Annotated in this window: 25 protein-coding genes; 22 read left to right on the top strand and 3 right to left on the bottom strand. The window is 54.4% G+C overall.

Translation table 11 applies throughout. From position 1 onward, the window contains the following. The first annotated feature begins 258 nt into the window (after positions 1–258). The 14 genes from ACGG9R_RS10260 to ACGG9R_RS10195 all read left to right on the top strand — a co-directional run bounded on the left by ACGG9R_RS10260 (position 259) and on the right by ACGG9R_RS10195 (position 12,809). Positions 259–843, top strand: coding sequence for a Na+/H+ antiporter subunit E (locus ACGG9R_RS10260; RefSeq protein ID WP_390154716.1), 585 nt, complete (start codon positions 259–261; stop codon positions 841–843). After that, the gene (locus ACGG9R_RS10255; RefSeq protein WP_022105675.1) at positions 840–1,109 is read left to right on the top strand and encodes a monovalent cation/H+ antiporter complex subunit F; all 270 of its coding nucleotides are present in this window, start codon (positions 840–842) and stop codon (positions 1,107–1,109) included. Before ACGG9R_RS10260 ends, ACGG9R_RS10255 begins: the two co-directional genes overlap by 4 nt. Continuing rightward, complete coding sequence (gene mnhG, locus ACGG9R_RS10250) at positions 1,106–1,513, top strand: monovalent cation/H(+) antiporter subunit G (protein ID WP_022105674.1); 408 nt, start codon at positions 1,106–1,108, stop codon at positions 1,511–1,513. The genes ACGG9R_RS10255 and mnhG overlap by 4 nt, the downstream gene beginning before the upstream one ends. After that, positions 1,513–1,755 (top strand): hydrogenase subunit MbhD domain-containing protein, encoded by a 243-nt coding sequence (locus ACGG9R_RS10245; protein WP_022105673.1) that lies wholly within the window; start codon positions 1,513–1,515, stop codon positions 1,753–1,755. The genes mnhG and ACGG9R_RS10245 overlap by 1 nt, the downstream gene beginning before the upstream one ends. Next, complete coding sequence (gene mbhE, locus ACGG9R_RS10240; RefSeq protein ID WP_022105672.1) at positions 1,755–2,081, top strand: hydrogen gas-evolving membrane-bound hydrogenase subunit E; 327 nt, start codon at positions 1,755–1,757, stop codon at positions 2,079–2,081. Before ACGG9R_RS10245 ends, mbhE begins: the two co-directional genes overlap by 1 nt. Then, positions 2,078–2,530 (top strand): MnhB domain-containing protein, encoded by a 453-nt coding sequence (locus ACGG9R_RS10235; RefSeq protein ID WP_022105671.1) that lies wholly within the window; start codon positions 2,078–2,080, stop codon positions 2,528–2,530. Before mbhE ends, ACGG9R_RS10235 begins: the two co-directional genes overlap by 4 nt. Beyond that, on the top strand, positions 2,514–2,888 hold the full coding sequence (locus ACGG9R_RS10230) for a sodium:proton antiporter (RefSeq protein ID WP_022105670.1): 375 nt from the start codon (positions 2,514–2,516) through the stop codon (positions 2,886–2,888). Before ACGG9R_RS10235 ends, ACGG9R_RS10230 begins: the two co-directional genes overlap by 17 nt. Further along, positions 2,885–4,378 carry a monovalent cation/H+ antiporter subunit D family protein gene (locus tag ACGG9R_RS10225; protein WP_022105669.1) on the top strand — a complete coding sequence of 498 codons (1,494 nt, stop codon included), beginning with the start codon at positions 2,885–2,887 and terminating at the stop codon, positions 4,376–4,378. Before ACGG9R_RS10230 ends, ACGG9R_RS10225 begins: the two co-directional genes overlap by 4 nt. Beyond that, complete coding sequence (locus ACGG9R_RS10220; protein WP_390154709.1) at positions 4,375–5,883, top strand: monovalent cation/H+ antiporter subunit D family protein; 1,509 nt, start codon at positions 4,375–4,377, stop codon at positions 5,881–5,883. The genes ACGG9R_RS10225 and ACGG9R_RS10220 overlap by 4 nt, the downstream gene beginning before the upstream one ends. Then, positions 5,880–6,119, top strand: a complete 240-nt coding sequence (locus ACGG9R_RS10215; RefSeq protein ID WP_390154706.1) for a hypothetical protein — start codon at positions 5,880–5,882, stop codon at positions 6,117–6,119. The genes ACGG9R_RS10220 and ACGG9R_RS10215 overlap by 4 nt, the downstream gene beginning before the upstream one ends. After that, a complete protein-coding gene (locus ACGG9R_RS10210) occupies positions 6,112–7,857 on the top strand; it encodes a Na(+)/H(+) antiporter subunit D (RefSeq protein WP_390154703.1) in 1,746 nt (581 codons plus the stop codon). The genes ACGG9R_RS10215 and ACGG9R_RS10210 overlap by 8 nt, the downstream gene beginning before the upstream one ends. Positions 7,858–8,665: 808 nt before the next feature. Then, positions 8,666–11,056 carry a phosphoenolpyruvate synthase gene (gene ppsA / locus ACGG9R_RS10205; RefSeq protein ID WP_390154700.1) on the top strand — a complete coding sequence of 797 codons (2,391 nt, stop codon included), beginning with the start codon at positions 8,666–8,668 and terminating at the stop codon, positions 11,054–11,056. Positions 11,057–11,265: 209 nt separating this feature from the next. Beyond that, a complete protein-coding gene (locus ACGG9R_RS10200; protein ID WP_022105106.1) occupies positions 11,266–11,898 on the top strand; it encodes a helix-turn-helix transcriptional regulator in 633 nt (210 codons plus the stop codon). An 83-nt stretch (positions 11,899–11,981) separates the two neighbouring features. Next, entirely contained in the window at positions 11,982–12,809 is an 828-nt protein-coding gene (locus ACGG9R_RS10195) for a pyruvate, water dikinase regulatory protein (protein WP_022105107.1), read from the top strand. A gap of 242 nt (positions 12,810–13,051) precedes the next feature. Here the strand turns inward: ACGG9R_RS10195 and ACGG9R_RS10190 are convergent, their stop codons facing one another. Both ACGG9R_RS10190 and ACGG9R_RS10185 read right to left on the bottom strand, forming a co-directional pair. Beyond that, positions 13,052–14,188: a M20/M25/M40 family metallo-hydrolase gene (locus ACGG9R_RS10190; protein WP_390154696.1), complete on the bottom strand. Its 1,137-nt coding sequence runs from the start codon at positions 14,186–14,188 to the stop codon at positions 13,052–13,054. A 411-nt stretch (positions 14,189–14,599) separates the two neighbouring features. Beyond that, positions 14,600–15,751 (bottom strand): DNA polymerase IV, encoded by a 1,152-nt coding sequence (locus tag ACGG9R_RS10185; RefSeq protein ID WP_390154694.1) that lies wholly within the window; start codon positions 15,749–15,751, stop codon positions 14,600–14,602. Positions 15,752–16,077: 326 nt separating this feature from the next. On the opposite strand from ACGG9R_RS10185, the gene ACGG9R_RS10180 reads away from it, so the two are divergent. The 7 genes from ACGG9R_RS10180 to jag all read left to right on the top strand — a co-directional run bounded on the left by ACGG9R_RS10180 (position 16,078) and on the right by jag (position 21,758). After that, complete coding sequence (locus tag ACGG9R_RS10180; protein ID WP_390154692.1) at positions 16,078–16,596, top strand: flavodoxin family protein; 519 nt, start codon at positions 16,078–16,080, stop codon at positions 16,594–16,596. Between the two features lie 925 nt (positions 16,597–17,521). After that, positions 17,522–18,391, top strand: coding sequence for a DMT family transporter (locus ACGG9R_RS10175; protein WP_390154689.1), 870 nt, complete (start codon positions 17,522–17,524; stop codon positions 18,389–18,391). 552 nt (positions 18,392–18,943) lie between these two features. Then, positions 18,944–19,081: a 50S ribosomal protein L34 gene (gene rpmH, locus ACGG9R_RS10170; RefSeq protein WP_008860520.1), complete on the top strand. Its 138-nt coding sequence runs from the start codon at positions 18,944–18,946 to the stop codon at positions 19,079–19,081. Continuing rightward, positions 19,074–19,454 (top strand): ribonuclease P protein component, encoded by a 381-nt coding sequence (rnpA, locus tag ACGG9R_RS10165; RefSeq protein WP_390154686.1) that lies wholly within the window; start codon positions 19,074–19,076, stop codon positions 19,452–19,454. Before rpmH ends, rnpA begins: the two co-directional genes overlap by 8 nt. Before the next feature lies 1 nt (position 19,455). Then, entirely contained in the window at positions 19,456–19,665 is a 210-nt protein-coding gene (gene yidD / locus ACGG9R_RS10160) for a membrane protein insertion efficiency factor YidD (protein WP_390154683.1), read from the top strand. 333 nt (positions 19,666–19,998) lie between these two features. Then, on the top strand, positions 19,999–20,934 hold the full coding sequence (gene yidC / locus ACGG9R_RS10155; RefSeq protein WP_390154680.1) for a membrane protein insertase YidC: 936 nt from the start codon (positions 19,999–20,001) through the stop codon (positions 20,932–20,934). Next, on the top strand, positions 20,931–21,758 hold the full coding sequence (jag, locus tag ACGG9R_RS10150) for an RNA-binding cell elongation regulator Jag/EloR (protein ID WP_390154677.1): 828 nt from the start codon (positions 20,931–20,933) through the stop codon (positions 21,756–21,758). Before yidC ends, jag begins: the two co-directional genes overlap by 4 nt. 279 nt (positions 21,759–22,037) lie before the next feature. On the opposite strand, the gene ACGG9R_RS10145 is transcribed toward jag, so the two are convergent. Continuing rightward, positions 22,038–22,340 carry a hypothetical protein gene (locus ACGG9R_RS10145; protein WP_022105150.1) on the bottom strand — a complete coding sequence of 101 codons (303 nt, stop codon included), beginning with the start codon at positions 22,338–22,340 and terminating at the stop codon, positions 22,038–22,040. 343 nt (positions 22,341–22,683) lie between these two features. Here ACGG9R_RS10145 and ACGG9R_RS10140 point away from each other — a divergent pair, with 343 nt between their 5' ends. Further along, on the top strand, positions 22,684–23,382 hold the full coding sequence (locus ACGG9R_RS10140) for a 7-cyano-7-deazaguanine synthase (RefSeq protein WP_390154673.1): 699 nt from the start codon (positions 22,684–22,686) through the stop codon (positions 23,380–23,382). Positions 23,383–23,497 lie beyond the last annotated feature (115 nt).

Raw genomic sequence — 23,497 nt, 5'->3', positions numbered from 1 at the left:
TGAGAAGCCCTGAGGAAAATGAGGGGAGTCAATGCACTATGAGAGTGATCATGGCTGGGATGATTCGGGTGCTGTCCTCGGCATGAGACAGCGCGGTAAAGCAACGCAAAATCATATACTTTTTGCTTGAAAGCATATCTTTTCCTGCTCGTTACTTGATGCAATAGAAGCGATCAGATGCTTTTATTGCATTTTTTTTATTCAGAGATCTCCGATAGAGATATATGGCTTTGGCTTCGGTGAGGAAAGGTGGTCGCTGTGGGAAAACAGGTAGTATGGAATGATAAAAGGATCGTAGGTTCGCCTGTGGTTCACATGGGATGCCTCGCGGTGGTGCTGTTCGCCTTCTGGATGGCGCTCTCGGGACATACGGAGACGAAATTCATCGTATACGGCGTGATCACGGCGCTGGTGACGACATGGCTGACGTATCCGCTGCTTCTGGTGCCGAATAAGGAGGAGAGCCGTCTCTACTATGTCTTTGGCTTCTCCCCTTTGAAGATGATCTGGTACTTCATCTGGCTGATGTGGCAGCTCGTGCTCGCGAATGTCGATGTGCTTCTTGCCGAGACGTCGCAGGAGCTCCAGATCGATCCGAAAGTGGTACGCTTCTATTTCCGGGCGGACAATCCGATGGCATCGACGATCCTGGCCAATTCCATCACGCTGACGCCGGGGACGGTCACCATGAATGTGACCGATGACGGACTTTATGAGATCCATGCGCTGACGAAAGGGGCGGCGGATGGTCTTGTGGACGGCGGGATGCAAAGAAAGGTGGCATGGCTCTATGGCATGCCGCTTGATTTCGAGGTGGTCGAAGAAAAGGAAGGTGAGGAATGATCATGATGGTTCTTCTCTATGTCGTGATGCTGGTGCTTCTCTTCGTCATCGCTCTCATGCTCCAGCGACTCTTCAACGGGCCGACGATCTTTGATCGGATGAATGCTTTGGGGGTCATCGGGGCGGATACGATCTGTCTCATCGTGGTCTTCGGCTTCATCGACAAGCGTCCGGATATGTATGTGGATATTGCGATCTCTTACGCGCTTTTGGGATTCTTGGGATCCCTCATCGTGGCGAAGTTCATAGGAGGGAATAAGATATGAGTGAACTCGGCTTTACCTCTCCTCGGGAAATGGCAGCGGCGCTTTTCATCATCGGCGGGCTTATCTTTTTCATCGGCTCGGGCATCGGGATGCTCCGGCTTCCGGATTTCTACAGCCGCATCCATGCATCCGGCAACAGCGAGACGCTGGGCTGCATGCTGACCTTCATCGGTCTTATGATCTACGAAGGCGCGACACTGACCTCTCTCAAGATCGCATTCGTCTTTCTTCTGGTTTTCATGGCGAACCCGATCGGCTCACATATTCTGAGCAAGTCGGCCTATAAGTCCGGCCATCCGATCTGGACGCTCAAGACGAAGGGCGCGAAGAAGCTCCTCGGTCTTGCGGGTCCGGATCACAGCATTGATGAACCGGTGGGACATTTGGAAAAGGAGGAAAAATAATGGAAATCTATACGATCGAAGCCATTCTTCTGGTTTTCCTGATTCTGATCACCTGCGCGGTCATCTTCTGCAAGGATATCCTCTCCGCAGCTATCATCTACAGCGCGTTCAGCTTCTGCGCGGTGCTCCTGTACCTCATGATGGGTTCTCCGGATGTGGCTTTCACAGAAGCGGTCATTGGTACGATCTCTACGATCTTCTTCGTAGCATCGCTGAAGAAAATTGATAGGTGGTGTAAGTAATGCGTGGACTGGTAGCGGTACTTCTGTCGGTCATGACGGCGCTCTTCGTCTCGGTAGTCACCTACCTCCCGGAGATCGGGGATCCGAATACGGCACCGAATACGCATGTCACACCGACCTATATCTCGCGCAGTGAGGAGGATACGGGTTCTCCGAATATCGTCACTGGCGTCATCATTGACTATCGAGGCTTCGATACCATGTGGGAGACCTCGGTCATGTTTCTGGCAGGGCTGACGACGGTCCTCATCCTGACCAGCAATACGGTGGGCCGTCGTCCTGAAGAGGAGCCGGAAGATCCGGAGGAAGGAGAGATTATCAAATGAATAAACCATTTGGCGGTCTGATCCTGAATATAGCCTTCCGCATGCTGGTACCCTTCACGATGGTATATGCAGTCTACATCCTCTGCCTCGGTGAATTTTCTCCGGGCGGCGGCTTCCAGGCGGGGGCGCTGCTCTCGGTGGGCGTGCTGCTCGCGCGTCTCATCTTGGGCTTTGATACGAAATTCAATGTGCTGGGAAAAACATCGGTCGTGCTGGCCGGTGTCGGCACCTTCATTTATGCATTGACCGGCTGGCTGACGCTTCTGGGCGGGGCGGATTTCTTCCTGAATTACAATTACATGCCGATCCGGATGGAAGCGCAGAATGAAATGCATGCGACCGGGATCTTCCTCATCGAGATCGGCGTCGCCATCTGCGTCATGATGACGATCATCAATCTGCTGGATGCTATCGTGAAAAGGGGTGAAGAGCATGGACGTACTGAATGAATTCCTGAAAACAAAAGGTCTTTACACCCTGGTCATGATCCTTTTCTTCCTTGGCGTATATGGCATGGTCCTCAGCAAGAACTACATGAAAAAGCTGATGGCGATGAATGTCATGCAGGTCGCTGTCATTTATTTCTACCTGTGCTTTGCGCAGAAAGACGGCGCGATGATCCCGATCCAGAATGGCATCACGACGGATCCATCGATGTATATCAACCCGCTGCCGCACGGCCTGATGCTGACGGCTATCGTCGTCAGCCTTGGTACCACGGGGGTCGCGATCGCGCTCCTCATGCGCATCAAGGAGATCTATGGCTCCGTGGAAGAGGTCGAGGTACTGAGGAGGGCTAGTAAATGACACAGCACGCTCCCGTATTTATCGTACTTCTGCCGCTGACCGGCTCGCTTCTCTGCATGCTTTTCTCCCGCATCAGCCGCAATCTGGGCTCCTACATCGTGATGGCTTCCATCGCGGGCGCCTTTGCGAGTGCCTGCCTGGTGCTCCAGCATGTGCTTGAAAATGGCGGAGCGACTTGGCACTACATGATGGGCGGCTGGATCCCGCCGATCGGCATCGAATTTGCGCTGGACCCGTTGAACAGCATCCTTGCGGTGCTGGTCACCTTCATTTCCATGCTCGTCTCTCTCTACAGCCGGCCTTTTGTGAAGGATGAGGACTGGCTCCACGTCGGCGGCTACTATACGCTCTTCGGTCTTCTGACGGTCGGCCTTTCCGGCATGATCATCACCGGCGACGTATTCAACCTCTATGTCTATCTGGAGATCATGTCGCTTTCCGGCTATGCGCTGATCGCGCTGGGCGGGCGGAAATCCATGCTGGCGGCCTTCCGCTACCTCCTCATCGGGACCATCGGCGCGTCCCTCTACCTGCTGGGTGTCGGCTATCTCTATGCGATGACCGGTACGCTCAATATGGCAGACCTCGCGCAGCTCATCATCCCGCATCTGCATTCGCCGCTCTTTGCCATGGCAGTCGCCTGTTTTTTGATCGGCTTCGGCATCAAGATGGCACTTTTCCCGCTGCATGGCTGGCAACCGGATGCTTACACCTACGCACATCCGGGCGCAGCCGCTTTCATCGCAGGCCTCATGAGCAAGGCACCGGCATATGCACTCATCCGTTTTATTTACTACATTTTCCAGGTCGATAATCCAGTCGTGGAAAGTGCGCTGAATGTGCTGGGGATCTTAGGCGTGTGCGGTATCCTGATCGGCTCTGTCATGGCGATGGCGCAGTACGACTTCCGCCGCATGCTTGCGTACTCCTCGGTCGCACAGATCGGCTACATCGCCATCGGTCTGGCGATGGGCAATATGTACGGCTTCATCGGCGCCGTGATGCACATCATCAACCATGCCTTCATGAAGAGCTCTCTCTTCCTCGTCATCGGCGGGATCCAGTACCGCTTTGGCGAAGTGAATCTGTACCGCTTGGGCGGCCTCAATAAGAAGATGGCTATCAGCTCCATCACCGTGGCGCTGGCAGCGCTTTCCATGATCGGGCTGCCGCCGACCTGCGGCTTCTTCAGCAAGTGGTATCTCATGCTGGGGGCTTACACCGGCGGAGAGTATTTCTATATCTTCGTACTGGTTATCAGCTCGCTTCTCAATGCGATCTACTTCTTCCGCATCATTGAGCAGATGTTCGTCCAGCGGGAAGCCTCTCTGACAGAGGTGCATCCGCATAAGGGCAAGCTGGGCCTGCCGCTGCCGATGGTCATCCCGATCCTCATCATGGGCATCATGATCATCGCGCTGGGCTTTGGCAATGCGACCATCGTGACTGATGTGATTAAACTGGGACTGCCGGGGGTGTTTCTGAGATGACGATCATAGACTGCAGACCATTTCTGGCGGTAGGCGTTTCCTTCTTCGCTGCGATCCTGATCGCATTCAGCAGGAAATGGCCAAATGTACGTGAGGCATGGAGCGCCATCGCTTCCGTGATCATGTTTGGCATCATCCTTTCCATGGTGCCGGGGGTCCTGGATGGCAATCAGTACGAGTGGACCCTCTGCCGTATCACCGATACCCTGGGGCTCACGCTGAAGACGGATCCGGCGGGCATGATCTTTGCGACGCTTGCCTCCATGCTCTGGGTACCGATGAACTTTTACTCCATCGGCTACATGCGATGCAACAATGAAAAAGAACAGACTGGCTATTTCGCGGCCTTCGCGGTCTGCCTCTCTGCGGTCATGGGCATCGCCATGGCGTCGAACCTCATCACCTTCTTTATTTTCTACGAGCTTTTGACCCTTGCGAGCTACCCTCTGGTGCTTCATAAGAGAAATGCAGAAGCGCTCTCTGCGAGCCGCAAGTACCTCATTTATACACTGATCTCCGGTCAGCTCTTCCTCGCCGGCATCATCGCCGTCTACTGCATCGCAGGGACTGTCGACTTCAAGCCGGGCGGCTTCCTCACCCCGGACATGGCTCCGAAGTGGGTGCTCCAGTTCATCTTCATCCTGATGATCATGGCAGGCTCCGTTAAGGCGGCTGTCATGCCGTTGCACGGCTGGCTGCCGGCAGCCATGATCGCGCCGACTCCGGTTTCCGCCCTGCTTCATGCGGTGGCTGTCGTCAAGACTGGCGTCTTCGCTGTCCTTCGTGTCATCGGATTTGTTTTCGGGCCGCAGCTCCTCTCCCAGATCGGCGTCGTGGACGTCCTCGCATGGTTCGCTGCCGGCAGTATCATTATTTCCTCCCTCATCGCTATGCGGCAGGATCACCTGAAACGACGTCTCGCTTTTTCGACAGTCGGACAGCTCTCCTACATCGTGCTGGGCGCGGCTCTGCTCTCGCCGCTTTCCATTAAGGGCGCGTACCTGCACTTGGTCGCCCACGCGGTCATGAAGATCACGCTCTTCATGTGCGCCGGCCTCATCATTGCGCGAACGCACCGCAATAATATCAGTGAGCTCTATGGCATCGGGAAGAAGCTCCCGGTCACCATGGCCTGCTTCACCATCGCTTCCCTCGGTATCGCGGGCACGCCATTCCTGGTCGGCTTCGTCAGTAAGTGGAACCTCGCTCTCGGCGCGCTGCAGGCGGGGAAACCTCTCTACATCCTGATCTGGGTCGCCAGTGCGCTCCTCGCAGCGGCTTATCTAATGCCGGTCGTCCGCATGGCTTACTTCCGGCATGATCCGCAGGAAAAATTCCGTAAGTACGGGGCATTCAGCTATTCCATGCTGATCCCGATCTGCATCACGACAGCGCTTGCCGTCATCCTCGGCGTACTGCCGGATGTATATCCGCATTTCTATGATCTGGCCGATATGGCCGCAAGCGGCATCTGCGCCGGATGGAACGGGGGGTGGCTGAAATGACGAAGAAAAGAATTTATATCCTGGCCGCTGTCATTCTACTCGTCTCCTGCGCGGCTGAGATCGCAGGCGTACATCTGCACAGCCCGTCATGGTGGCCGCTTCCTTTCGGCTATGATATTTTCTTCGGGTTTGTGTCCGGATGGATCCTGATCATCCTTGCCAAGCTCATCATGGCGCCGCTCCTGCAGCGCAGTGAGAACTACTATACACGCGGAGGAGGTGGCCACATTGAGTAATGCATGGCATCCTGGCATCATCCTCATTCTCGTCGGACTCATTGCGGCCATTGTACCGAAAGCGCTTCGGAGAGTGGTCCTTGCCATCGGTCCCTTCGCGGCCCTTGCTGCCGCGCTCTCTATGCCGATGGGCACAGACCTCTCCATGGAATTCTTTGGCACCGGCTACATCCTAGACTACTTCCATGTGGATGGTTTAAGCTATGTCTTCTGCATGATCTTTGCTCTGATGGCCTGCATCGGCGGGATCTACTCCTGCCACAATGACAGCCGCATCGAAGCCTTCGCCTCCTTGGCCTACGCCGGATGTGCGCTTGGCGTCACTCTTGCCAAGGACTGGATGACTTTCATCGCCTTCTGGGAAGGCCTTGCGGTGACATCCCTCTTCCTGATCTGGTGCCATCATACACCGGCCTCGCGCCGCGCAGGCTACCGCTACCTCATGGTCCACATGCTGGGCGGAAACCTTCTGCTCTATGGCATCTTCCTCGAGGTCGGTGCTGGAAACGGCCTCGTCATGAACCTCTCAGCGGGCGCGCACAACCTGCCCTTCTGGGCGATCCTCATCGGCATCGCCGTGAATGCGGCCATCCCTCCGGTGAATGCATGGCTGGTCGATGCATATCCGGAAGGCACCATCACCGGCTCCGTTTTCCTTTCCTCCTTCACCACGAAGGTCGCTGTCTATGCGCTCATCCGCATCTTTGCGGGGACTGACTTCCTCATGGCTGCCGGCTGCTTCATGGCGCTCTATGGGGCGCTCTATGCGATCATGGAAAATGATATGCGCCGCCTTCTCGGCTACCACATCATCAGTCAGGTCGGTTTCATGGTCGCCGGTGTCGGCGTCGGCACGGCGATGGCTCTGAACGGTGCGGCGGCGCATGCCTTCTCGCACATCCTCTATAAGTCGCTCCTCTTTATGTGCGCGGGCGCGATCATCTATGCGACAGGCATCCGCAAGATCAATCAGCTCTCCGGCATGGCAAAGAGAATGCCATTCGTCGCTCTCTGCTTCTTCGTCGCTGCCTTCTCCATCTCCGGCGTACCGCTTTTCAATGGCTTCATCAGTAAGACCATCACCATCGCGGCAGCGGCAGAAGCCGGCTATGACTGGGTCTACACCCTGCTTGAGCTTGCCAGCGTCGGTACCTTTTTATCTATCACACTGAAGATGGGCTACTTCATTTTCCTTCGGAACGAGGAAAAAGACATTGTCATGAAGCACAAGCTCCCGAAGAATATGTACGTCGCGATGGGCCTTGGCGCCTGCCTCTGCTTCCTCTACGGCGTATATCCGGATCTGCTTTACCGCTTCCTGCCATTCGGCGCCGTCACCTACGAGCCCTTCACGGCAGCCCACCTCCTGTCTTATGTAGAGATCCTTGTCGTCACCATGGTGCCGTTCATGATGTTCCTTCCGAGGATGGAGCCGCACACCGCCCTCAGCCTCGATACCGACTGGTTCTACAGAAAGCCCTTCGCGGCGATCATGAACTTCGTGAGCGGACTCATGTGCGCACTCTGCAAAGGCCTTGGCGATGCCTGGGGCATTGCGAATGATAAATTCATGGATCTCACGAGCAATCCGATGGACTTCCTGGATGCACGTCCTTTCCGGAAACGCACGCATTACAATCCGGAAAACTACCGTACCTCCATCGCCGATCCGATGATGATCATTCTGACGGTCCTCGTCAGCTGCGCGGCCTACTTCATCACGTCGCTCAGATTTTAAGAAGAAGCTCTTCCGAAAGGGAGAGCTCCTTTTGGGTGCAAGGTTAGCCCCGGGGACGTGTTGTCCCTTGATTGGGGATGAAAGAGGGGGGAACGGGTTCTACAGGTTCAGAGGGTTCAGAGGGGGTGGTGCGGCGCATAAAAACAGGGAAGCGCCGCGAATATTTATGGGGCGATGCCTGAAGGTCTCTTGATAGCAGGTTTCCCTCGTATCGTCAGCCTTCCCCTCGAGGGGAAGGTGCCCCGAAGGGGCGGATAGGGCACAGGCGGTATGAAAGACAGATGAGGACAGCGGAGAGGTGTGCGGCACATGTGGGGAAAGCGTGAGTCTCAGGCCGCGAATGACAAAGATTTCTTGCTTCGCTCGAAATGACGATACAGGAGACTGATGTCTCCTGGCCTCTTAATCACCCAATCAGCGTTTCCTTAGCAAGCTGACCGTTCTGCAAAAGGGATCTCTCGACTTTGCTCGAGATGACGATGGCGCGAAGCGCTATCACAATTCTGCGGCGCTTCATTATTTTTATGCGCCGCACCACCACTCCTCACTCCTAACTCCTCACTCCTAACTCCTCACTTCTAACTAGAGAGCAAAGCTTTCATCCACAATCAAGGGGCAGCACGCCCCATGGGCTAACCCTGAACCCTGAACCCAATTTAAGTCTATCCTTATTTCATAAAAATATGTCATTCTTGCACATTATGCATTTGACATTTTATTCAAATAGGTATACTATAAGTGAAGCGATTTGAAATTAAGTGTACATTTCAAGCTAACGATTCTTATCTTCATTGTTTAGGAGGACATGATGGACGCAAGAGAGAATGCTTATGTATTGTGGTTTGATGAACTGCACAGAAAAGATGTCAATCTGGTCGGAGGGAAATCTTCTTCTCTGGGTGAACTGACGACCTCGACCGGCGTGCCGGTACCATACGGCTACGCGACGACAGCTCATGCTTACCGTTATTTCATGGATGTCACCGGACAGAACAAAAAGATCCACGAACTGCTGCAGGGGCTTTCCGATGTAGAAGACTCTGTCGAACTCCATGAAGTATGCACTAAGATCCGCGAAAGCATCGTTTCCGCTGAAATGCCGGAAGACCTCGCGACTGCGATCGGCGATGCTTACGAAGAACTCTCCAAGAAAGTCAACGAAGAAAATCCCTATGTAGCCGTTCGTTCCTCTGCTACCGCAGAAGACCTGCCGGATGCTTCCTTCGCAGGCCAGCAGGACACCTACCTGAATGTCACCGGCCGTGACATGGTCATCCGTAAGGTCAAGGAATGCTACGCATCCACCTTCACCGACCGTGCTGTATACTACAGAGCGAAGAAGAACTTCGACCATGAAAACGTCGCTCTCTCCGCTGCTGTACAGATGATGGCTGACTCCAAGGTCGCAGGCGTCATGTTCACCGTGAACATTGCCAACGGCGATGACAAGTCCATCATGATCGAAGGCTCCTGGGGTCTTGGCGAATATGTCGTACAGGGCACCGTCACCCCGGATAACTTCATCATCAACAAGGAAGACCTCACCATCGCTTCCCGCCATATCAATGAAAAAGCCATCGAACTCGTTCGCAAACCGGGCGGCGATGTAGAAGAAAGAAAAGTACCGGAAGAACTTGCCAAGGCGCAGGCTCTCACTGATGAACAGGTCGTCCAGCTCGCTACCTATGCGAAAGCCATTGAAAAGCACTATGGCTGCTACATGGATATGGAATGGGCTGTCGACCACCAGAACCGCGTCTGGATCCTCCAGGCTCGTCCGGAAACCGTTTGGTCCAAGAAGAATAAAGAAAAGAAAGCAGGCACTGAAGTGAAACTGACCACCGATCATAAAGTACTCGTCAAAGGTCTTCCGGCCAGCCCGGGAATGGCAGCAGGCAAATGCCACGTCATCACCGACCCGAAGGATATCAATGAATTCCAGGAAGGCGAAGTCCTCGTCACCACGATGACCTCCCCGGACTGGGTACCGGCTATGAAGAAAGCCATCGCGATCGTCACCGATGCTGGCGGCATGACCTGCCACGCTTCCATCGTTTCCCGCGAACTCGGCATTCCATGCGTCGTCGGCACCAAGAGCCGCAGCGTAGAAGCGACCAAAGTATTGAAATCTGGTCAGGATATCACCATCGACGCACAGAACGGCGTCGTTTATGACGGCATCGTCGCTGACCTTGTGAAGAAAGACGAACCGCAGCAGGCACAGGGCGCTGCTCAGACCGTAGTCGCTGAATACTTCGCACCGACCGGCACCGGCGTCATGATGAACCTGGGCGATCCGGATCTCGCTGATAAATATGCAAGCCTCCCATGCGACGGCATCGGCCTCATGCGTGAAGAATTCATCTGGACCACCTTCATCCATGAACATCCGCTCTACCTCATCGAACAGGGTAAACCGGAAAAAGTCATCGACATGCTCGCTGAAGGCATTTCCAAGGTCTGCCGCGCGCTGGCTCCACGTCCGGTCGTTCTCCGTTTCTCCGACTTCAAGTCCGGCGAATACAGAAACCTCAAGGGCGGCGACAAGTATGAACCGGTAGAACCGGCTGACCTGCTCGGCTGGAGAGGTGCTTCCCGTTACTATGACCCGACCTACACCGACGCTTTCCGTCTCGAACTCAAGGCAGTCAAGAAGGTCCGTGAAGAATTCGGTCTGAAGAACCTGAACTGCATGATCCCGTTCTGCAGAACCGTCGATGAAGCACGCAAGGTCACCTCCATCATGAAGGAAGAAGGTCTGGAAAGAGGTCCGGACTTCAAGCTCTTCCTCATGGCAGAGATCCCGGCCAACATCATTCTGGCAGATAAATTCAATGAATTCGTGGATGGCTACTCCATCGGCTCCAACGACCTCACCATGCTGGTACTCGGCTGCGACAGAAACAATGACACCGTTTCCGCCCTCTTTGATGAAAGAAACCTCGCGATCAAGAGAGCTGTCCGCCACCTGATCGAGACCGCACACAAAGACGGCAAGACTGTCTCCATCTGCGGCCAGGCTCCGTCCGTATACCCAGACTTCACTGAATTCCTCGTCAAGAGCGGTATCGACTACGTATCCGTCAACCCGGACATGGTCAAAGCCACCAAGAGAAATGTCGCTCGTATCGAACAGAGACTGATGCTCGATGCAGCTACCGGCAGAGGAATCAAAGATACAGAAGACTATACCTGGTGATCTCGGGCGCTCCGAAGGGAGCCTGCCTGCCCCGTGAGAACGGGTGCGGTCAAGTGAAGAGCCAGACACATTGTTGCCTGGGTGGGGACGCATGCGGCCCCAGATCGTCTTGACTGATCCGGCGATAGCTTTGAACTGAAAAATTCCGGTGACCGGGGCTGTTTTCGAGCAGTCCCGGTTTCCTGTCAATACAAAAAAGGAAGCAAATTATGCAGCTGACCAGCCGCCAAAAAGAAATTACCCGCATCGTGCGGGAAAATGGGCCGATCACAGGTGAAATGATCGCTGAGCGTCTCCATGTGACCCGAAGCGCCCTGCGGGGAGACCTGGCGGTGCTTCTCTCGGGAGAAGTGATCGCCGCCAGAAGGAGACTGGGCTACTACTACCTGGGAGGAGGAGAGGACCCGGCTGCGGCAGAGATCCGTTCCTGCACCGCAGAGTCCTGCATGTCCAGACCTGTTCTGGTCAGTGCAGAGTCGAATGCCTACGATGCCGCTGTCCTTCTTTTCACCGAAGACATCGGGACCCTTTTCGTGGGCAAGCCCGATGATGTCATGGGGGTAGTATCCAGAAAGGATCTGCTGAAGACCGCTATGGGCCGTGAAAATCTGACTAAAGTGCCGATCTCCATGGTCATGACCTCCCGGTCGAAGATGATCTTCGCAGAGCCGGACGAAGACATGGTATCCGTTGCCCAAAAGCTCATTGACTATGAGATCGACTGTCTGCCTGTCGGCATTTTTCAGGATGCCGAGGGCGAGAAGAAATTCAAGCTGATGGGCCGCATTTCCAAGACCAATATCACCCGCCTCTTCCTCGATCTCGGAACGAAGAAGAGATAAGGGGCTTCATGGGTTAGCCCAAGGGGCGTGCCGTCCCTTGCTGCTCATCTCATTTCCAATCAATGCCAAAGGAGGTCATCCTTTTGTCCAAAATACCAGAAGTGTACGTGGTTTCCGACTCTCTGGGGGAAACTGCGGAAAGTGTCGCCAAGGCGACCATCAGCCAGTTTGATGAAGACATCGACGTTGTGCGCGTGCCCTTCATCCGTCATGCAGAACAGATTCAGAAGGTCATCGAAGAGGCGGCAGAGCATGGCGCTGTTGTCTGCCATACCTTAGTCAGCCCGGAGCTTCGTGCGCATTTCGAGCGCATTGCGGAAGCCAACCATGTGAAGTATGTGGATATCCTTGGACCGATGATGGACATGGTGCAGACCATTTCTGAAACGAAGCCCCGTATGAAGCCGGGCATCATCCACAAGCTTGACGAAGAATACTTCAAGAAGGTCGAAGCCATTGAATTCGCCGTGAAGTATGATGACGGCAAGAATCCGGCCGGCTTCAAGAAGGCAGATGTCGTCCTGATCGGTGTATCCCGTACCTCGAAGACGCCGCTCTCCATGTACATGGCACACAAAAAATTCAAGGTGGCCAATCTTCCGCTCGTGCCGGAAGTGCCGCTGCCGGAAGAGATCTTTCAGGTGCCGCCCTATCGCATCATTGGGCTCATCATCGATCCGTACAAGCTGAATACCATCCGAAGCGAACGCATGAAGGCGCTCGGCTTCTCCGGGACAGCGAACTATACGGACATTGCCCGCATCGAGGATGAATTGTCCTACGCGAAGGAGATCATGCGCCAGCTCCACTGCCAGGTGCTCGATGTGTCGAATAAGGCCATCGAAGAGACGGCCAGCCGTATCATGTCGATCGTACAGAGAAATAAGGAGCTGTACGGAGATAAATATTAAGAAAATAATAAAAGCCCATCTGGCTTATAAGAGCCGGATGGGCTTTTGTTGTTGGGTTCAGGGTTCAGGGTTAGCCCGTGGGGCGTGCCGCTCCTTGATTACGATGGAAAGCCTCACTTGAATGAGAAATTAGAAATGAGAAATGCGAAATGGTGGTGCGGCGCATAAAAAGAAGAAGCGCCGCGGAGTATAAATAGTGGCGATGCCCGCGACTGGCATTCCAGTCACTAGTCACCAGTCACTCATTCTCCCAGATGGCTTTCTTCCTCGATGAGCTTGTACACGAGAAGTCCGGCATCGTAGAGATCCTGCTCCTTGAGGCTTTCACGGCTGGTGTGGAAGTCGGTCATGCCGACGCCGACAAGGACGGCGGGGAAGCCCTTTGCGGTGAACCAGTTCGCATCGCTTCCGCCGCCGCTCTTTGCGACGGTCATGGTCTTATCCATGGAGGCGGCAGCTTTTTTGAAGAGCTTCAGCGCGGGGTCGCTCTCCTTGACGAGGAAGGCATCATACGATTTCTCTGTATTGACGGAAAGAGAGCCTTCGGGGAATTTCTTCGCTGCCGTTTCGAAGGCATGGACCATCGTATCGACGAGTGCTTCGAGCTTCTTCGGATCGCGGCTTCTGGCCTCTGCGCGTACGACGCAGGCGTCCGGGACGATGTTCGTCGCAGTGCCGCCGGTGATGATGCCGATGTTGCAGGTGGTCTCCTCATCGATGCGTCCTGTCGGGCAGTGTGTGATCGCCTCTGCGGCCATGGCGATCGCATTCGTTCCCTTTTCCGGCGCCATGCCGGCATGCGCTGCGACGCCTTTCAAGGTGAAGGAAAGCTGGTACTGGGACGGGCCGGCGTTGTAGAGAGAGCCGGCAGGGCCGTCGGCATCGAGCACGTAGCCGAAGTCAATGCCTTGGATGTATTTTTCTTCGATGTACTTGGAGCCGAAGAGACCGATCTCCTCCTGTACGGTGAAAATGACAGTGATCTTGCCGTGCGGGATGTACATCTCCTTCATGAGGGCGATGCCTTCCAGGATGGCGGTCACGCCGGCCTTGTCATCGCCGCCCAGGATGGTGTCGCCTTTCGAGGTGAAGACGCCGCCCTCCAAGATGGGCTCGATGTCCTTGCAGTGTTCGACGCAGTCCATGTGCGCGGTGAGCGCGATGGAGGGAAGGCCCGGGGCATTGCCATTCCAGACGGCGATCAGATTGCCGCAGTTTCCGCCATTGACGGAGCCGTCATTGTCTTCGATGATCTTCGAGGCGCCGAGGCTTTTCAGCTTCTTTTTCAAATATTCGCAGACTTCACGCTCGCCTTTGCTCGGCGCGTAGAGGGAGACAAGCTCCGTGAAGGTGCGTTTCATTCGTTCTGTATTGACCATAGTAAGACCTCTTTTCTTGAAAATGTTTGGGATACTTTCATTATAGCGCATGAAGGAAGAGGGAAGAGGGTTCGTGTTGTCGGGTTCAGGGTTCTAGAAAATTAGGAATTAGGAATTAGGAATTAGGAATGAGGAATGAGGAATGAGGAATGAGGAATGAAGGTGGCGGCTTCGCCGCGAGTATATATGGGGCGATTCCCGAAAGTAGTATTCAAGTAATCAGTCACTAGTGACTAGGAGACATCAGACTCCCGTATCGTCATTTCGAGCGAAGCGCTGTCAAAACTCCGCGGCGCTTCTGATTTTTATGCGCCGCACCAACCCCTTTGAACCTCTTGAAACTATAGAACCCGCGGAACCTCTTTCTCGTGCGATCAAGGGAGGGAACGCTACGCGGGATGACCCCGAATTCTATTTTTCCAGCCAGAATCCCTTCCGGAGCGCTTTCCTGCCGTATTTTTGCTGGATACTGTCCATGGCTCTGGCGGCACGGGCGCGCTTCTCTTCTTTGTCTGAGAAGAGCGAAGGGATGGACAGAGGCGCGCCAAGATTCGACGCGGTGACGCCGATGAGGCGGATGCCTTCGGTGAGCGGGATGCGGGAAAGCAGGGTCTGGCAGGCACTGTCGATGGTCTCCTGCAGATTCGTCCCTTCCTCCAGAGACAGACTCCGCATGATGGTTTTGAAAGACGCGAAGCGGATCTTGAGAGAGATCGTGCGCGCGGCAAGATCGTGCCTGCGAAGGCGCTGTGCGACGATGTCACTGTGGATCGCGATCTCCCGATCTATCGTTGGGCGATCGGTCAGGTCATATTCATAGGTGGATTCATCGCCGATGGATTTCACCTGCCGGGAAGAGATGATGGGGCGCTCGTCGATGCCAAGGGAGAGGGCCTTCAGCAGAGGCCCCTGATTCCCCAGAAGGGCGGAGAGTTTTTCCGGCGCTGCCTCTTGGATGTCGGCGATGGTGCGAAATCCGGCGGCCAGGAGTTTTTTCTCCGTGACACTGCCTACGCCCCAAAGACGGCGCACGGGAAGGGGTGCGAGGACTTCCTGCTCTCTTCCGTAGGGGATGATGCAGAGGCCGTCCGGCTTATTCATGTCACTCGCCATCTTGGCAAGGAATTTATTTGGCGCGATGCCAACAGAGGCTGTGAGATGCACGGCGCAGCGGATCTCTTCTTTGATGGCGCGTCCGATCGAGCCAAGCGTCGGATACTGGCTTCCCATGCCGGAGATGTCGAGGAAGGCTTCGTCTAGGGAGATCGGCTCGTAGGCGTCCGCATAGTGGAGCATGACCTGATGGATCGCATCCGATGCTTCACGGTATGCTTCGAAGCGCGGCGCGACGAAGCAGCCATGGGGGCAGAGGCGCTTCGCCTGCGAGAGAGGCATCGCCGAATGTACGCCAAAGGCGCGGGCTTCGTAGGAGGCGGTCGCAACGACGCTCCGGCGGCTCTTTCCGCAGACGATGACAGGCTTGCCTTGGAGCGCGGGGTCGTCTCTCTGTTCGACAGACGCAAAAAAGGCGTCCATATCGACATGCATGATCCAGCGACGCATACGAACCCTCCTTTGTAAATGTATCAGCAAAATGTGGAATTGAAGTTTTCTGAGTGAGGAATTAGGAGTGAGGAGTGAGGAGTGTTGGAGTGGCGCGAAAAAATTAAAAAGCGCCGCAGAGTATAGAAATGGATAAAGTCACATTATTTTTCATGATAGTGATTTTTATGAAGCGTGTCAATTCTTTGACAAACGAGTGCAGTCTGTGGATAATGGGGAAGACAGGAGCATGAGAAATTAGTTTATTATGCGGCGCTATATGAATTGTGCGCCGCTACCTTTACTTCTCACTCCTCATTCCTAACTTGTTATAAAAGGAGGTTTCTATGAAATCATTAGTCCTTTGGTCTTCCCGCACGGGCAATACGAAGGCGGTCGCAGAGGCGATCTTTGAGGCACTGCCGGGAGAGAAGGAGATCATGGAGGAGGGGCGCGAGGGAAACGACCTCTCTTCCTACGACCTTGTCTTTGTCGGCTTCTGGGGCTACCGCCGGGGCGCAGATCCTCTCGCGCAGAAGACGCTTTCTTCCCTTTTCGGAAAACATGTGGCGATCTATGCGACCGCCGGTACCTGGCCTGATTCGGAGGCGGCCAAGATGTATCTGGCAAATGCCGCCGCTCTTCTTCCCGAGAATGCCACCTGTCTTGGCACCTTCCTCTGTCAGGGACGCGTGAATTCCTTCCATCAGAAGAAGCTGGCAGGGCTTGCTCAGGAGACGGCCCATGAAATGACCCCTGAACGCCTTGCCCGACTGGAGGAGGCCGAGAAGCATCCGAATGAAGAGGACTTCGCCCGCGCCAAGGCATGGGCGAAGGAAATGGCGGATCTGGTGACTAGTGACTAGTGACTAGTGACTGGTGACTGGTAGCTGGTGACTAGGGACTGGAGACTCAGAGACATCAGACTCCCGTATCGTCATTTCGAGCGCAAGCGAGAAATCTTTGTCATTCACGGGTGGCGGTTGATGTGTGGAAACCCAAAACGGGAAACCTGCCGTCCGCTGACCTTTGGGCATTGCCCCGTTTCGTCATCCTGAGCGGCGAGAAACGTCGTATGTGAGAGTACGAATGTCAGAACAGCTGCGACCTCGTCATCGATCTCGGCGGAGCCGCCACGAGAGCCCTGAACTCTGAACCCTAGTTACCAGTCAAAGGAGTCCGCTTTTCTCCCTCCTTCCTTTGGAAGGAGGTGCCCCGAAGGGGCGGAGGTTGGCTGCGTGAAGCGGTATTTTCACATGCGGGGATGCCAACCCCGCCTCGCTTCGCTCGTCTGCCCCTTCCAGAGGAAGGGGCGAGAATGATTCTTAATCGGGCATCGCTCCGTTTCGTCATCCGGAGCGGCGAGAAACGCTATATGTGAGAGTACGAATGCCAGAACAGCTGCGACCTCGTCATCGATCTCGGCAAAGCCGCCACGAGAGCCCTGAATTCTGAACCCTAGTTACCAGTCAACGCACTCCGCTTTTCTCCCTCCTTCCTTTGGAAGGAGGTGCCCCGAAGGGGCGGAGGTTGGCTCTCGAAGCGGTATTTTCACACACGGGGATGCCAACCCCGCCTCGCTTCGCTCGTCTGCCTCTTCCAGAGGAAGGGGCGAGAATGATTCTTAATCGGGCATCGCCCCCATATATATTCGCGGCGAAGCCGCCACCTTCACTCCTAATTCCTCACTCCTAACTCCTCACTTCTCATTCCTCATTCGAGCAAAGCTTTCATTCAGGGTCAAGGGGCGTCCCGCCCCACGGGCTGACCCTGAACCTATTGAACCCAATCATGACTACAAAACCTTCTTCTATGACACTCGGCATCCTTGCCTCGATCCTGGCCGCGCTTCTTTTCACACTGATGGACGTGTCTGCGAAAGCGGTCTCCTACTTGGGGACCGGCGAGCTGACGTTTGTACGCGGCCTCGTGGGGCTCTTCTTCCTGCCGCTCATCGCAAAGAGAGAGTCGCTCCCGCTTTTTTCCGGGAAGGACAGACTGCTCCTTCATACGCGCGGCATTTTCGGCGGGATGGGCATCCTGCTCTTTTTCTTCTGTCTCAAGGGGCTGACACTGGGCGATGCGGAGATCCTTGTCCAGCTCGCCGCGTTCTTCATGTGCATCCTTTCGCCGATCTTCCTTGCGACCACGCCGTCTGGGCAGGTGCGTGTCTGGCTCTTCATCATCGCTGCCGGCGCGGCGGTGGTGCTGAGGATCTGGGATTACTCCTCCTTTAACGGTTACGCACTTGTCGGCATCGTATCGGCCTTCTGCTCGGCGTGCGCCTACACCTGCATCGGCAGGCTCAATGAAAAGGGCGGCCACTCCGGCGGAGAGATCGTCTTTTATTTTCAGTTCTACAGCATGGCAGGCGGTCTTTTGCTGATGCTCGGAGAGGATCTTCAGATACCTGATGCGGCAGAATGCCTCTGGCTCTTTGCCCTGTCCTTCTCTGCTATTTTTGCACAGGTCTGCTTCACATGGGGGGCGACGCACATCCACCCGATGATCGTCACCTTCGTCATGTACACCGGCGTTCTCTTTCATATCGTGGCGGGCTGGGCGCTCTGGGGAGAGGTCCTGACCATGGCATCCTGGATCGGCGGCGCGCTCATCGTAGCAGGAAGCGGGATGCTATTGTGGAAATCGAAGGGGAGCTAGTGGCTGGTGACTGGTGGCTAGGGATTAGGTATTAGTGGCTAGGGATTAGGAGCCTCAAGTGACTGGTGACTTGAATACGACTTTCGAGCATCGCCCCGTTTCGTCATCCTGAGCGGCGAGAAACGTCGTATGTGAGATAACGGATGCCAGAACAGCTGCGACCTGAGCCGAAGGATCTCGGCGAAGCCGCCGCCAAAACCCTGAGCCCTGAAGTTTGAAAGCAGGGATGAGTAGCTTCGAATGACTAGTGACTAGGGATTAGTAGCTAGGGATTAGGTTTGCGATACGAGAAAACCGCTAGTTTCAAACCTCCGCGGCGCTTCCATAATTTTATGCGCCGCCACCTTCACTCCTCACTCCTAATTCCTCATTCGAACAAGGCTTTCACTCACAATCAATGGACGCCCCGCCCCACGGGTTAACCCTGAACCCGCCAACCCCCTTGTCAAGATTTCCTTCCAAACTTTATTGACATCCCCTCTTCTCTTAGATATAATTATTCTGTTATGGTGCAAATAAATGGCACAACACGATGTAAGGAGGTGTTTATACATGGCAAAAATGACATTCCAGCCGAACAACCATTGGAGAAAACAGACCCACGGTTTCCGTGCTCGTATGAAAACAAAAGCAGGCCGTATTGTTCTGAAGAGAAGAAGAGCAAAGGGCAGAAAGGTATTAAGTGCCTAATCAAGAAATCAGCGAGGAGAGGGTGGGGTATACTCTGCCCCGCTCTTCTCGTATCAGACAGAACAGGGATTACCGTCGGATCTACAGATCCGGCAAACGTTTCAGCAATCGGGCCGGGCTCTGCTATGTGGTGAAAACCAAAAAGCCGGGCACCCGTATGGGCTTCGTAACTACGAAGAAGATCGGCCACGCCTTTGCGCGAAACCGTGCAAGACGTCTTATGAAGGAGGTCTACCGCCTTCATATGGCTGAGCTTTCGCCCCACTATGAAGTGGTGATGCTCTCAGGCATCTTCCTGACGGGCGCCACCTATCAGCAAGCGGAAAAAGCGATCCTTTCCTTGTGGCGCAAAGCCGGAATTCTGGTGAAATAAGATGAAAGAGCTTCTGATCGGTCTTGTCCGATTCTATAGAGCGTTTATCTCTCCCCTGAAGCCTCCTTGCTGTCGTTTCTACCCGACCTGCAGCGAATATGCACTGCAGGCGCTTCAAAAATATGGAGCCCTAAAAGGCAGCTGGCTCGCGATCAAGCGGATTTCCAAGTGCCACCCGTTTCATAAAGGTGGATACGACCCGCTCCCGTGAAGAGGCTGTCTTTTTTCAATGCTTCGCATAGAAAAAAGTGAGGAGTGAGGAATTAGGAGTGAGGAGTGAAGGTGCGGCGCAAAATAAAATGAAAGCGCCGCGAGTTTTAAAACTGGCAGCGCTTCTTACCTTTGATGCGCTGCATCGCCATTTCTCATTTCGTATCCCTAATCCCTAATCCCTAGTCCCTAGTCCCTAGTCACTAGCTACCAATTCCCGGCCATCCATCCCACCATAACCGCCGATCGATTTCCCGAAAACTCACCGGGCTCTTGAAATTCAGAAGGCCCGGGCATGTAACGGCTGCAATATAGGCCGTATAAGGAGTAACCAATGAGTGATTTTCAGATTCCGTTTCTGTCGAGCTTAGTCGGACTCCTCGCAGAGGTCATGCGCGTCTGCCTGGAATTCTGCTATAAGATGACAGAAGACCTGGGATTTCCGAGCTATGGGATCGCCATCATCGTCCTGACCGTCATTATCAAGACGCTGCTGCTCCCGCTCGCCCTGAAACAGATCCGGTCCATGAAGGCCATGCAGGCCATTCAGCCGGAAATGCAGAAGATTCAGAAGAAATACAAGAATGATCCGCAGAAGCTGCGTGAAGAAATGGGCAAGCTCTACAAGGAAAACGGAGCCTCTCCGCTCTCCGGCTGCCTGCCGCTCCTCATCCAGATGCCATTCCTGATCTCCATCTACTACGCACTCCAGGGCTTTTCCTATGATCCGGCCCACGAGAGCTTCCTGTGGCTGGAAAGCCTGGCTGTACCGGATGAGACCTACATCCTTCCGATCCTCTCTGCTGCCTCCACCTTCATCATTTCCTGGCAGACCACCCCGAAGGACGCACCAAGCAACCAGAAGACCATGCTGCTCATGATGCCTGTCATGATCGGCTGGATGTCCCTGAACTTCCCGAGCGGCCTTGTCATTTACTGGATCGTTTGCAACCTTTACCAGCTCGTCCAGCAGACCATCATGTACTGGGGCGAAATGAAGGAACGCATCGGCGGCAAAGCTCCCAAAGGAACACTCACCGTCCATGGGGAGAACCAGCCGAAAGCGGAAGTGAAGAAGAAAAAGATCATCCGTAAGAAAGTCATCAAGAAAGTTGTGAAGAAGCCTGCGGATGCACCAAAAGACGAAAACAAAGAAGCCTCTCCTTCCAAAGCAGAAGCTCCTGAAGAAGTAAAAGAACCGGCCGGCGATGAAAAGCCGGCTAAGGCAGAAGTACCTGCTAAGAGCACCGGGGAGGCTGATGAAAAATGAGAACAGTCAGAATCACAGCAAAAACCATCGAAGCGGCTGTCGCTGAAGGCTTGGAAAAGCTCGGCATCAGCCGCGAAGAAGCTGTCGTCCATGTCGTCGAACAGCCCTCGAGCGGACTCTTCGGCCTCATCCACAAGAAGATGGCGGTCGTAGACATTTCCGCACCGGATGAAGAAGCGGCGGAAGACACTGTCGAAGAAGCATCTCCTGCCGAAGAAGCACCGGCGGCAGAAATCCCTGCCGAAGAAGCGAAGGAAGAAACGCCGGCCGAAGTACCACAGGCAGAAGAAGCTGCCGAAGAAGTGAAGGAAGAAGTGCCGGCAGAAGAGAAGAAAGCCGAGCGCGAAGAGCCGACCTTCGATCCGGAAGAACAGAAGAAGGTCGCGGAAGAAGCAAAGACCTTCCTTACGGGCGTCTTTGCCGGTATGCACCTTGCCGTCACCATGGAATGCCGCATGACCGAAGAACGGATCATGATCAATCTCGTGGGCGATGGCCTGGGCATCCTGATCGGCAAGCACGGACAGACACTGGATGCACTCCAGTACCTGACGAACTTGGCCGCAGGGAAATCCTTCCGCCATCACTACTTCATTCTGCTTGACGTCGAAAACTACAGAGAGCGCCGCCAGGATACCCTGGAAGCCCTCGCCAGACGCCTCGCAGGCAAGGTGAAACGCACGGGCGAAGAGATCCGTCTCGAACCGATGGCTGCCGGTGAACGCCGCATCATCCATCTGGCTCTGCAGGACGACCACGCCGTCTCCACCGATTCCGAAGGCGAAGCACCGTACAGATACGTTGTCATTCGTCCGAAGGACTGAGCAACATAAAAAAGCAGCCGCGAGGCTGCTTTTTTATTTGCGATAGTATGGGTTGGCTTATCATGGAGAAAAACTGGAACTTAAAATGAGAAATTAGAAATGAGAAATGTTGGTGCGGCGCATAAAAATAGAAGCGCCGCGGAGTATTGAATCTATCGCAACCAGCCTCGCCTCGCTGTGCTCGTCTGCTCCTTCCGGAGGAAGGGGCAGACGAGCACCCTAATCCCTAATCCCTAATCCCTAATCCCTAATCCCTAGTCCCTAGTCCCTAGTCCCTAGTCACCAGTCGATCCATGTCAATGCTTTTTCCAGCTCGTAGAAGCTCTTTCCATCCCAGAGGATGTCTTCGGTGAGGTGATTCAGGACATCCTCTGCATCCTCCGACTCGTAGTGATAGACAAGCTCCATGAAGTCTTCGAAAGGCTCCTTCGTGAAGCGATACTTCTCGATGCTGATCCGATACTGATGCCGTCCGGCGTGGTATTTCAGACCGGAAAAACGATAGACAAAGCTCCTGTGACGGACAGAGGCCTCTCCGTCATTCATGTAATCGATAAATTCATCTGCGTCTCCGCCGTGCATAGTGGGTTCTCCTTTTTTTGAATATATGATCCTCCTTATTATAACTTGTCAAACTCTATGAAATCAAAAAATTTCGGGCGGGATCGGGAAAAATTTGATCTCATGAAGTTTTTCCCTTCTAGATGGAAGGTTTTTCATGAAAAAGCGCATACGAAACGGGCAGAGAGAATCGATTTTTTCCAAACATCCGCCTTGCCATCTATGCTATAATAAGTTGGTTATAGGAAAGCCCCATGCCCCGAAGCGGTTCGTCCGGCTTTCTCCTATCCGTGCGCCAAGGCGCACCGAAAAATATCCATCTCAGTTGTCATCTGAACACCAACTATAAAAAACAGGAGGCAAGATGAAAAAAGCTATTATCCTCTCCAGCGGCGGCGTGGACTCGACCACCTGCGTCTCGCTGGCAGTAGACAGACTGGGAGCAGAGAACGTCGTGACTGCTTCTATTTTTTATGGGCAGAAGCACAAGAAAGAGATCCTTGCGGCACGCAAGGTCGCAGAGTATTACCATGTACGGCACTACGAATTTGATCTTTCTGCCATTTTCCAGTATTCGAACTGCTCCCTCCTCGCGGGCTCCACAGAAGAGATCGCCCACGAGAGCTATGCGGAGCAGATCGCCAAGAACGGGGAGGGCAAGGTCTCGACCTATGTGCCTTTCCGCAACGGACTCATGCTCTCGACGGCGGCCTCGCTCGCGGCGAGCCTCTTTGAGGAGGATGAAGTCGATATCTACATCGGCGCGCACGCAGACGATGCGGCAGGCGATGCCTATGCGGACTGCAGCGAGCCCTTCCTGAAGGCGATGGGCGATGCCGTCTCCATCGGCACCTATGGCAAGGTGCATCTCGTTTTCCCCTTTGCGGAAATGAATAAGGCCGGCGTCGTGGCGACCGGTCTGGCTCTCCATACGCCCTATGAGCTCACATGGAGCTGCTATGAGGGCGGGGAGAAGCCCTGCGGCACTTGCGGCACATGCATCGACAGGGCGGCCGCCTTTGCAGCGAATGGCGTCAAGGATCCGGCGCTGGGGGAAAAGTGACTGGTGACTAGTGACTGGAGACGTCAGACTGTCAGACGTCAGACTGCCGACTTCCCGTATCGTCATTTCGAGCGCAAGCGAGAAATCTTTGTCATTCGCGGTCAGACGGTCAATG

Origin of the sequence: Dialister sp. i34-0019-2H8 (assembly GCF_042846925.1) — a bacterium.
Taxonomy (GTDB): domain Bacteria; phylum Bacillota; class Negativicutes; order Veillonellales; family Dialisteraceae; genus Dialister.
The sequence above is the reverse complement of the archived record's forward strand: the minus strand, read 5'-3'. Positions and strand labels throughout refer to the sequence as shown.

What these genes read in the sequence shown, in the direction of transcription:
- ACGG9R_RS10255 (WP_022105675.1), top strand. Translation starts at nt 840, where the DNA reads ATGATCATGATGGTTCTTCTCTATGTCGTGATGCTGGTGCTTCTCTTC.
- mnhG (WP_022105674.1), top strand. Translation starts at nt 1,106, where the DNA reads ATGAGTGAACTCGGCTTTACCTCTCCTCGGGAAATGGCAGCGGCGCTT.
- ACGG9R_RS10245 (WP_022105673.1), top strand. Translation starts at nt 1,513, where the DNA reads ATGGAAATCTATACGATCGAAGCCATTCTTCTGGTTTTCCTGATTCTG.
- mbhE (WP_022105672.1), top strand. Translation starts at nt 1,755, where the DNA reads ATGCGTGGACTGGTAGCGGTACTTCTGTCGGTCATGACGGCGCTCTTC.
- ACGG9R_RS10235 (WP_022105671.1), top strand. Translation starts at nt 2,078, where the DNA reads ATGAATAAACCATTTGGCGGTCTGATCCTGAATATAGCCTTCCGCATG.
- ACGG9R_RS10230 (WP_022105670.1), top strand. Translation starts at nt 2,514, where the DNA reads ATGGACGTACTGAATGAATTCCTGAAAACAAAAGGTCTTTACACCCTG.
- ACGG9R_RS10225 (WP_022105669.1), top strand. Translation starts at nt 2,885, where the DNA reads ATGACACAGCACGCTCCCGTATTTATCGTACTTCTGCCGCTGACCGGC.
- ACGG9R_RS10220 (WP_390154709.1), top strand. Translation starts at nt 4,375, where the DNA reads ATGACGATCATAGACTGCAGACCATTTCTGGCGGTAGGCGTTTCCTTC.
- ACGG9R_RS10215 (WP_390154706.1), top strand. Translation starts at nt 5,880, where the DNA reads ATGACGAAGAAAAGAATTTATATCCTGGCCGCTGTCATTCTACTCGTC.
- ppsA (WP_390154700.1), top strand. Translation starts at nt 8,666, where the DNA reads ATGGACGCAAGAGAGAATGCTTATGTATTGTGGTTTGATGAACTGCAC.
- ACGG9R_RS10200 (WP_022105106.1), top strand. Translation starts at nt 11,266, where the DNA reads ATGCAGCTGACCAGCCGCCAAAAAGAAATTACCCGCATCGTGCGGGAA.
- ACGG9R_RS10190 (WP_390154696.1), bottom strand. Translation starts at nt 14,188, where the DNA reads ATGGTCAATACAGAACGAATGAAACGCACCTTCACGGAGCTTGTCTCC.
- ACGG9R_RS10185 (WP_390154694.1), bottom strand. Translation starts at nt 15,751, where the DNA reads ATGCGTCGCTGGATCATGCATGTCGATATGGACGCCTTTTTTGCGTCT.
- ACGG9R_RS10180 (WP_390154692.1), top strand. Translation starts at nt 16,078, where the DNA reads ATGAAATCATTAGTCCTTTGGTCTTCCCGCACGGGCAATACGAAGGCG.
- ACGG9R_RS10175 (WP_390154689.1), top strand. Translation starts at nt 17,522, where the DNA reads ATGACTACAAAACCTTCTTCTATGACACTCGGCATCCTTGCCTCGATC.
- rpmH (WP_008860520.1), top strand. Translation starts at nt 18,944, where the DNA reads ATGGCAAAAATGACATTCCAGCCGAACAACCATTGGAGAAAACAGACC.
- yidD (WP_390154683.1), top strand. Translation starts at nt 19,456, where the DNA reads ATGAAAGAGCTTCTGATCGGTCTTGTCCGATTCTATAGAGCGTTTATC.
- yidC (WP_390154680.1), top strand. Translation starts at nt 19,999, where the DNA reads ATGAGTGATTTTCAGATTCCGTTTCTGTCGAGCTTAGTCGGACTCCTC.
- jag (WP_390154677.1), top strand. Translation starts at nt 20,931, where the DNA reads ATGAGAACAGTCAGAATCACAGCAAAAACCATCGAAGCGGCTGTCGCT.
- ACGG9R_RS10145 (WP_022105150.1), bottom strand. Translation starts at nt 22,340, where the DNA reads ATGCACGGCGGAGACGCAGATGAATTTATCGATTACATGAATGACGGA.
- ACGG9R_RS10140 (WP_390154673.1), top strand. Translation starts at nt 22,684, where the DNA reads ATGAAAAAAGCTATTATCCTCTCCAGCGGCGGCGTGGACTCGACCACC.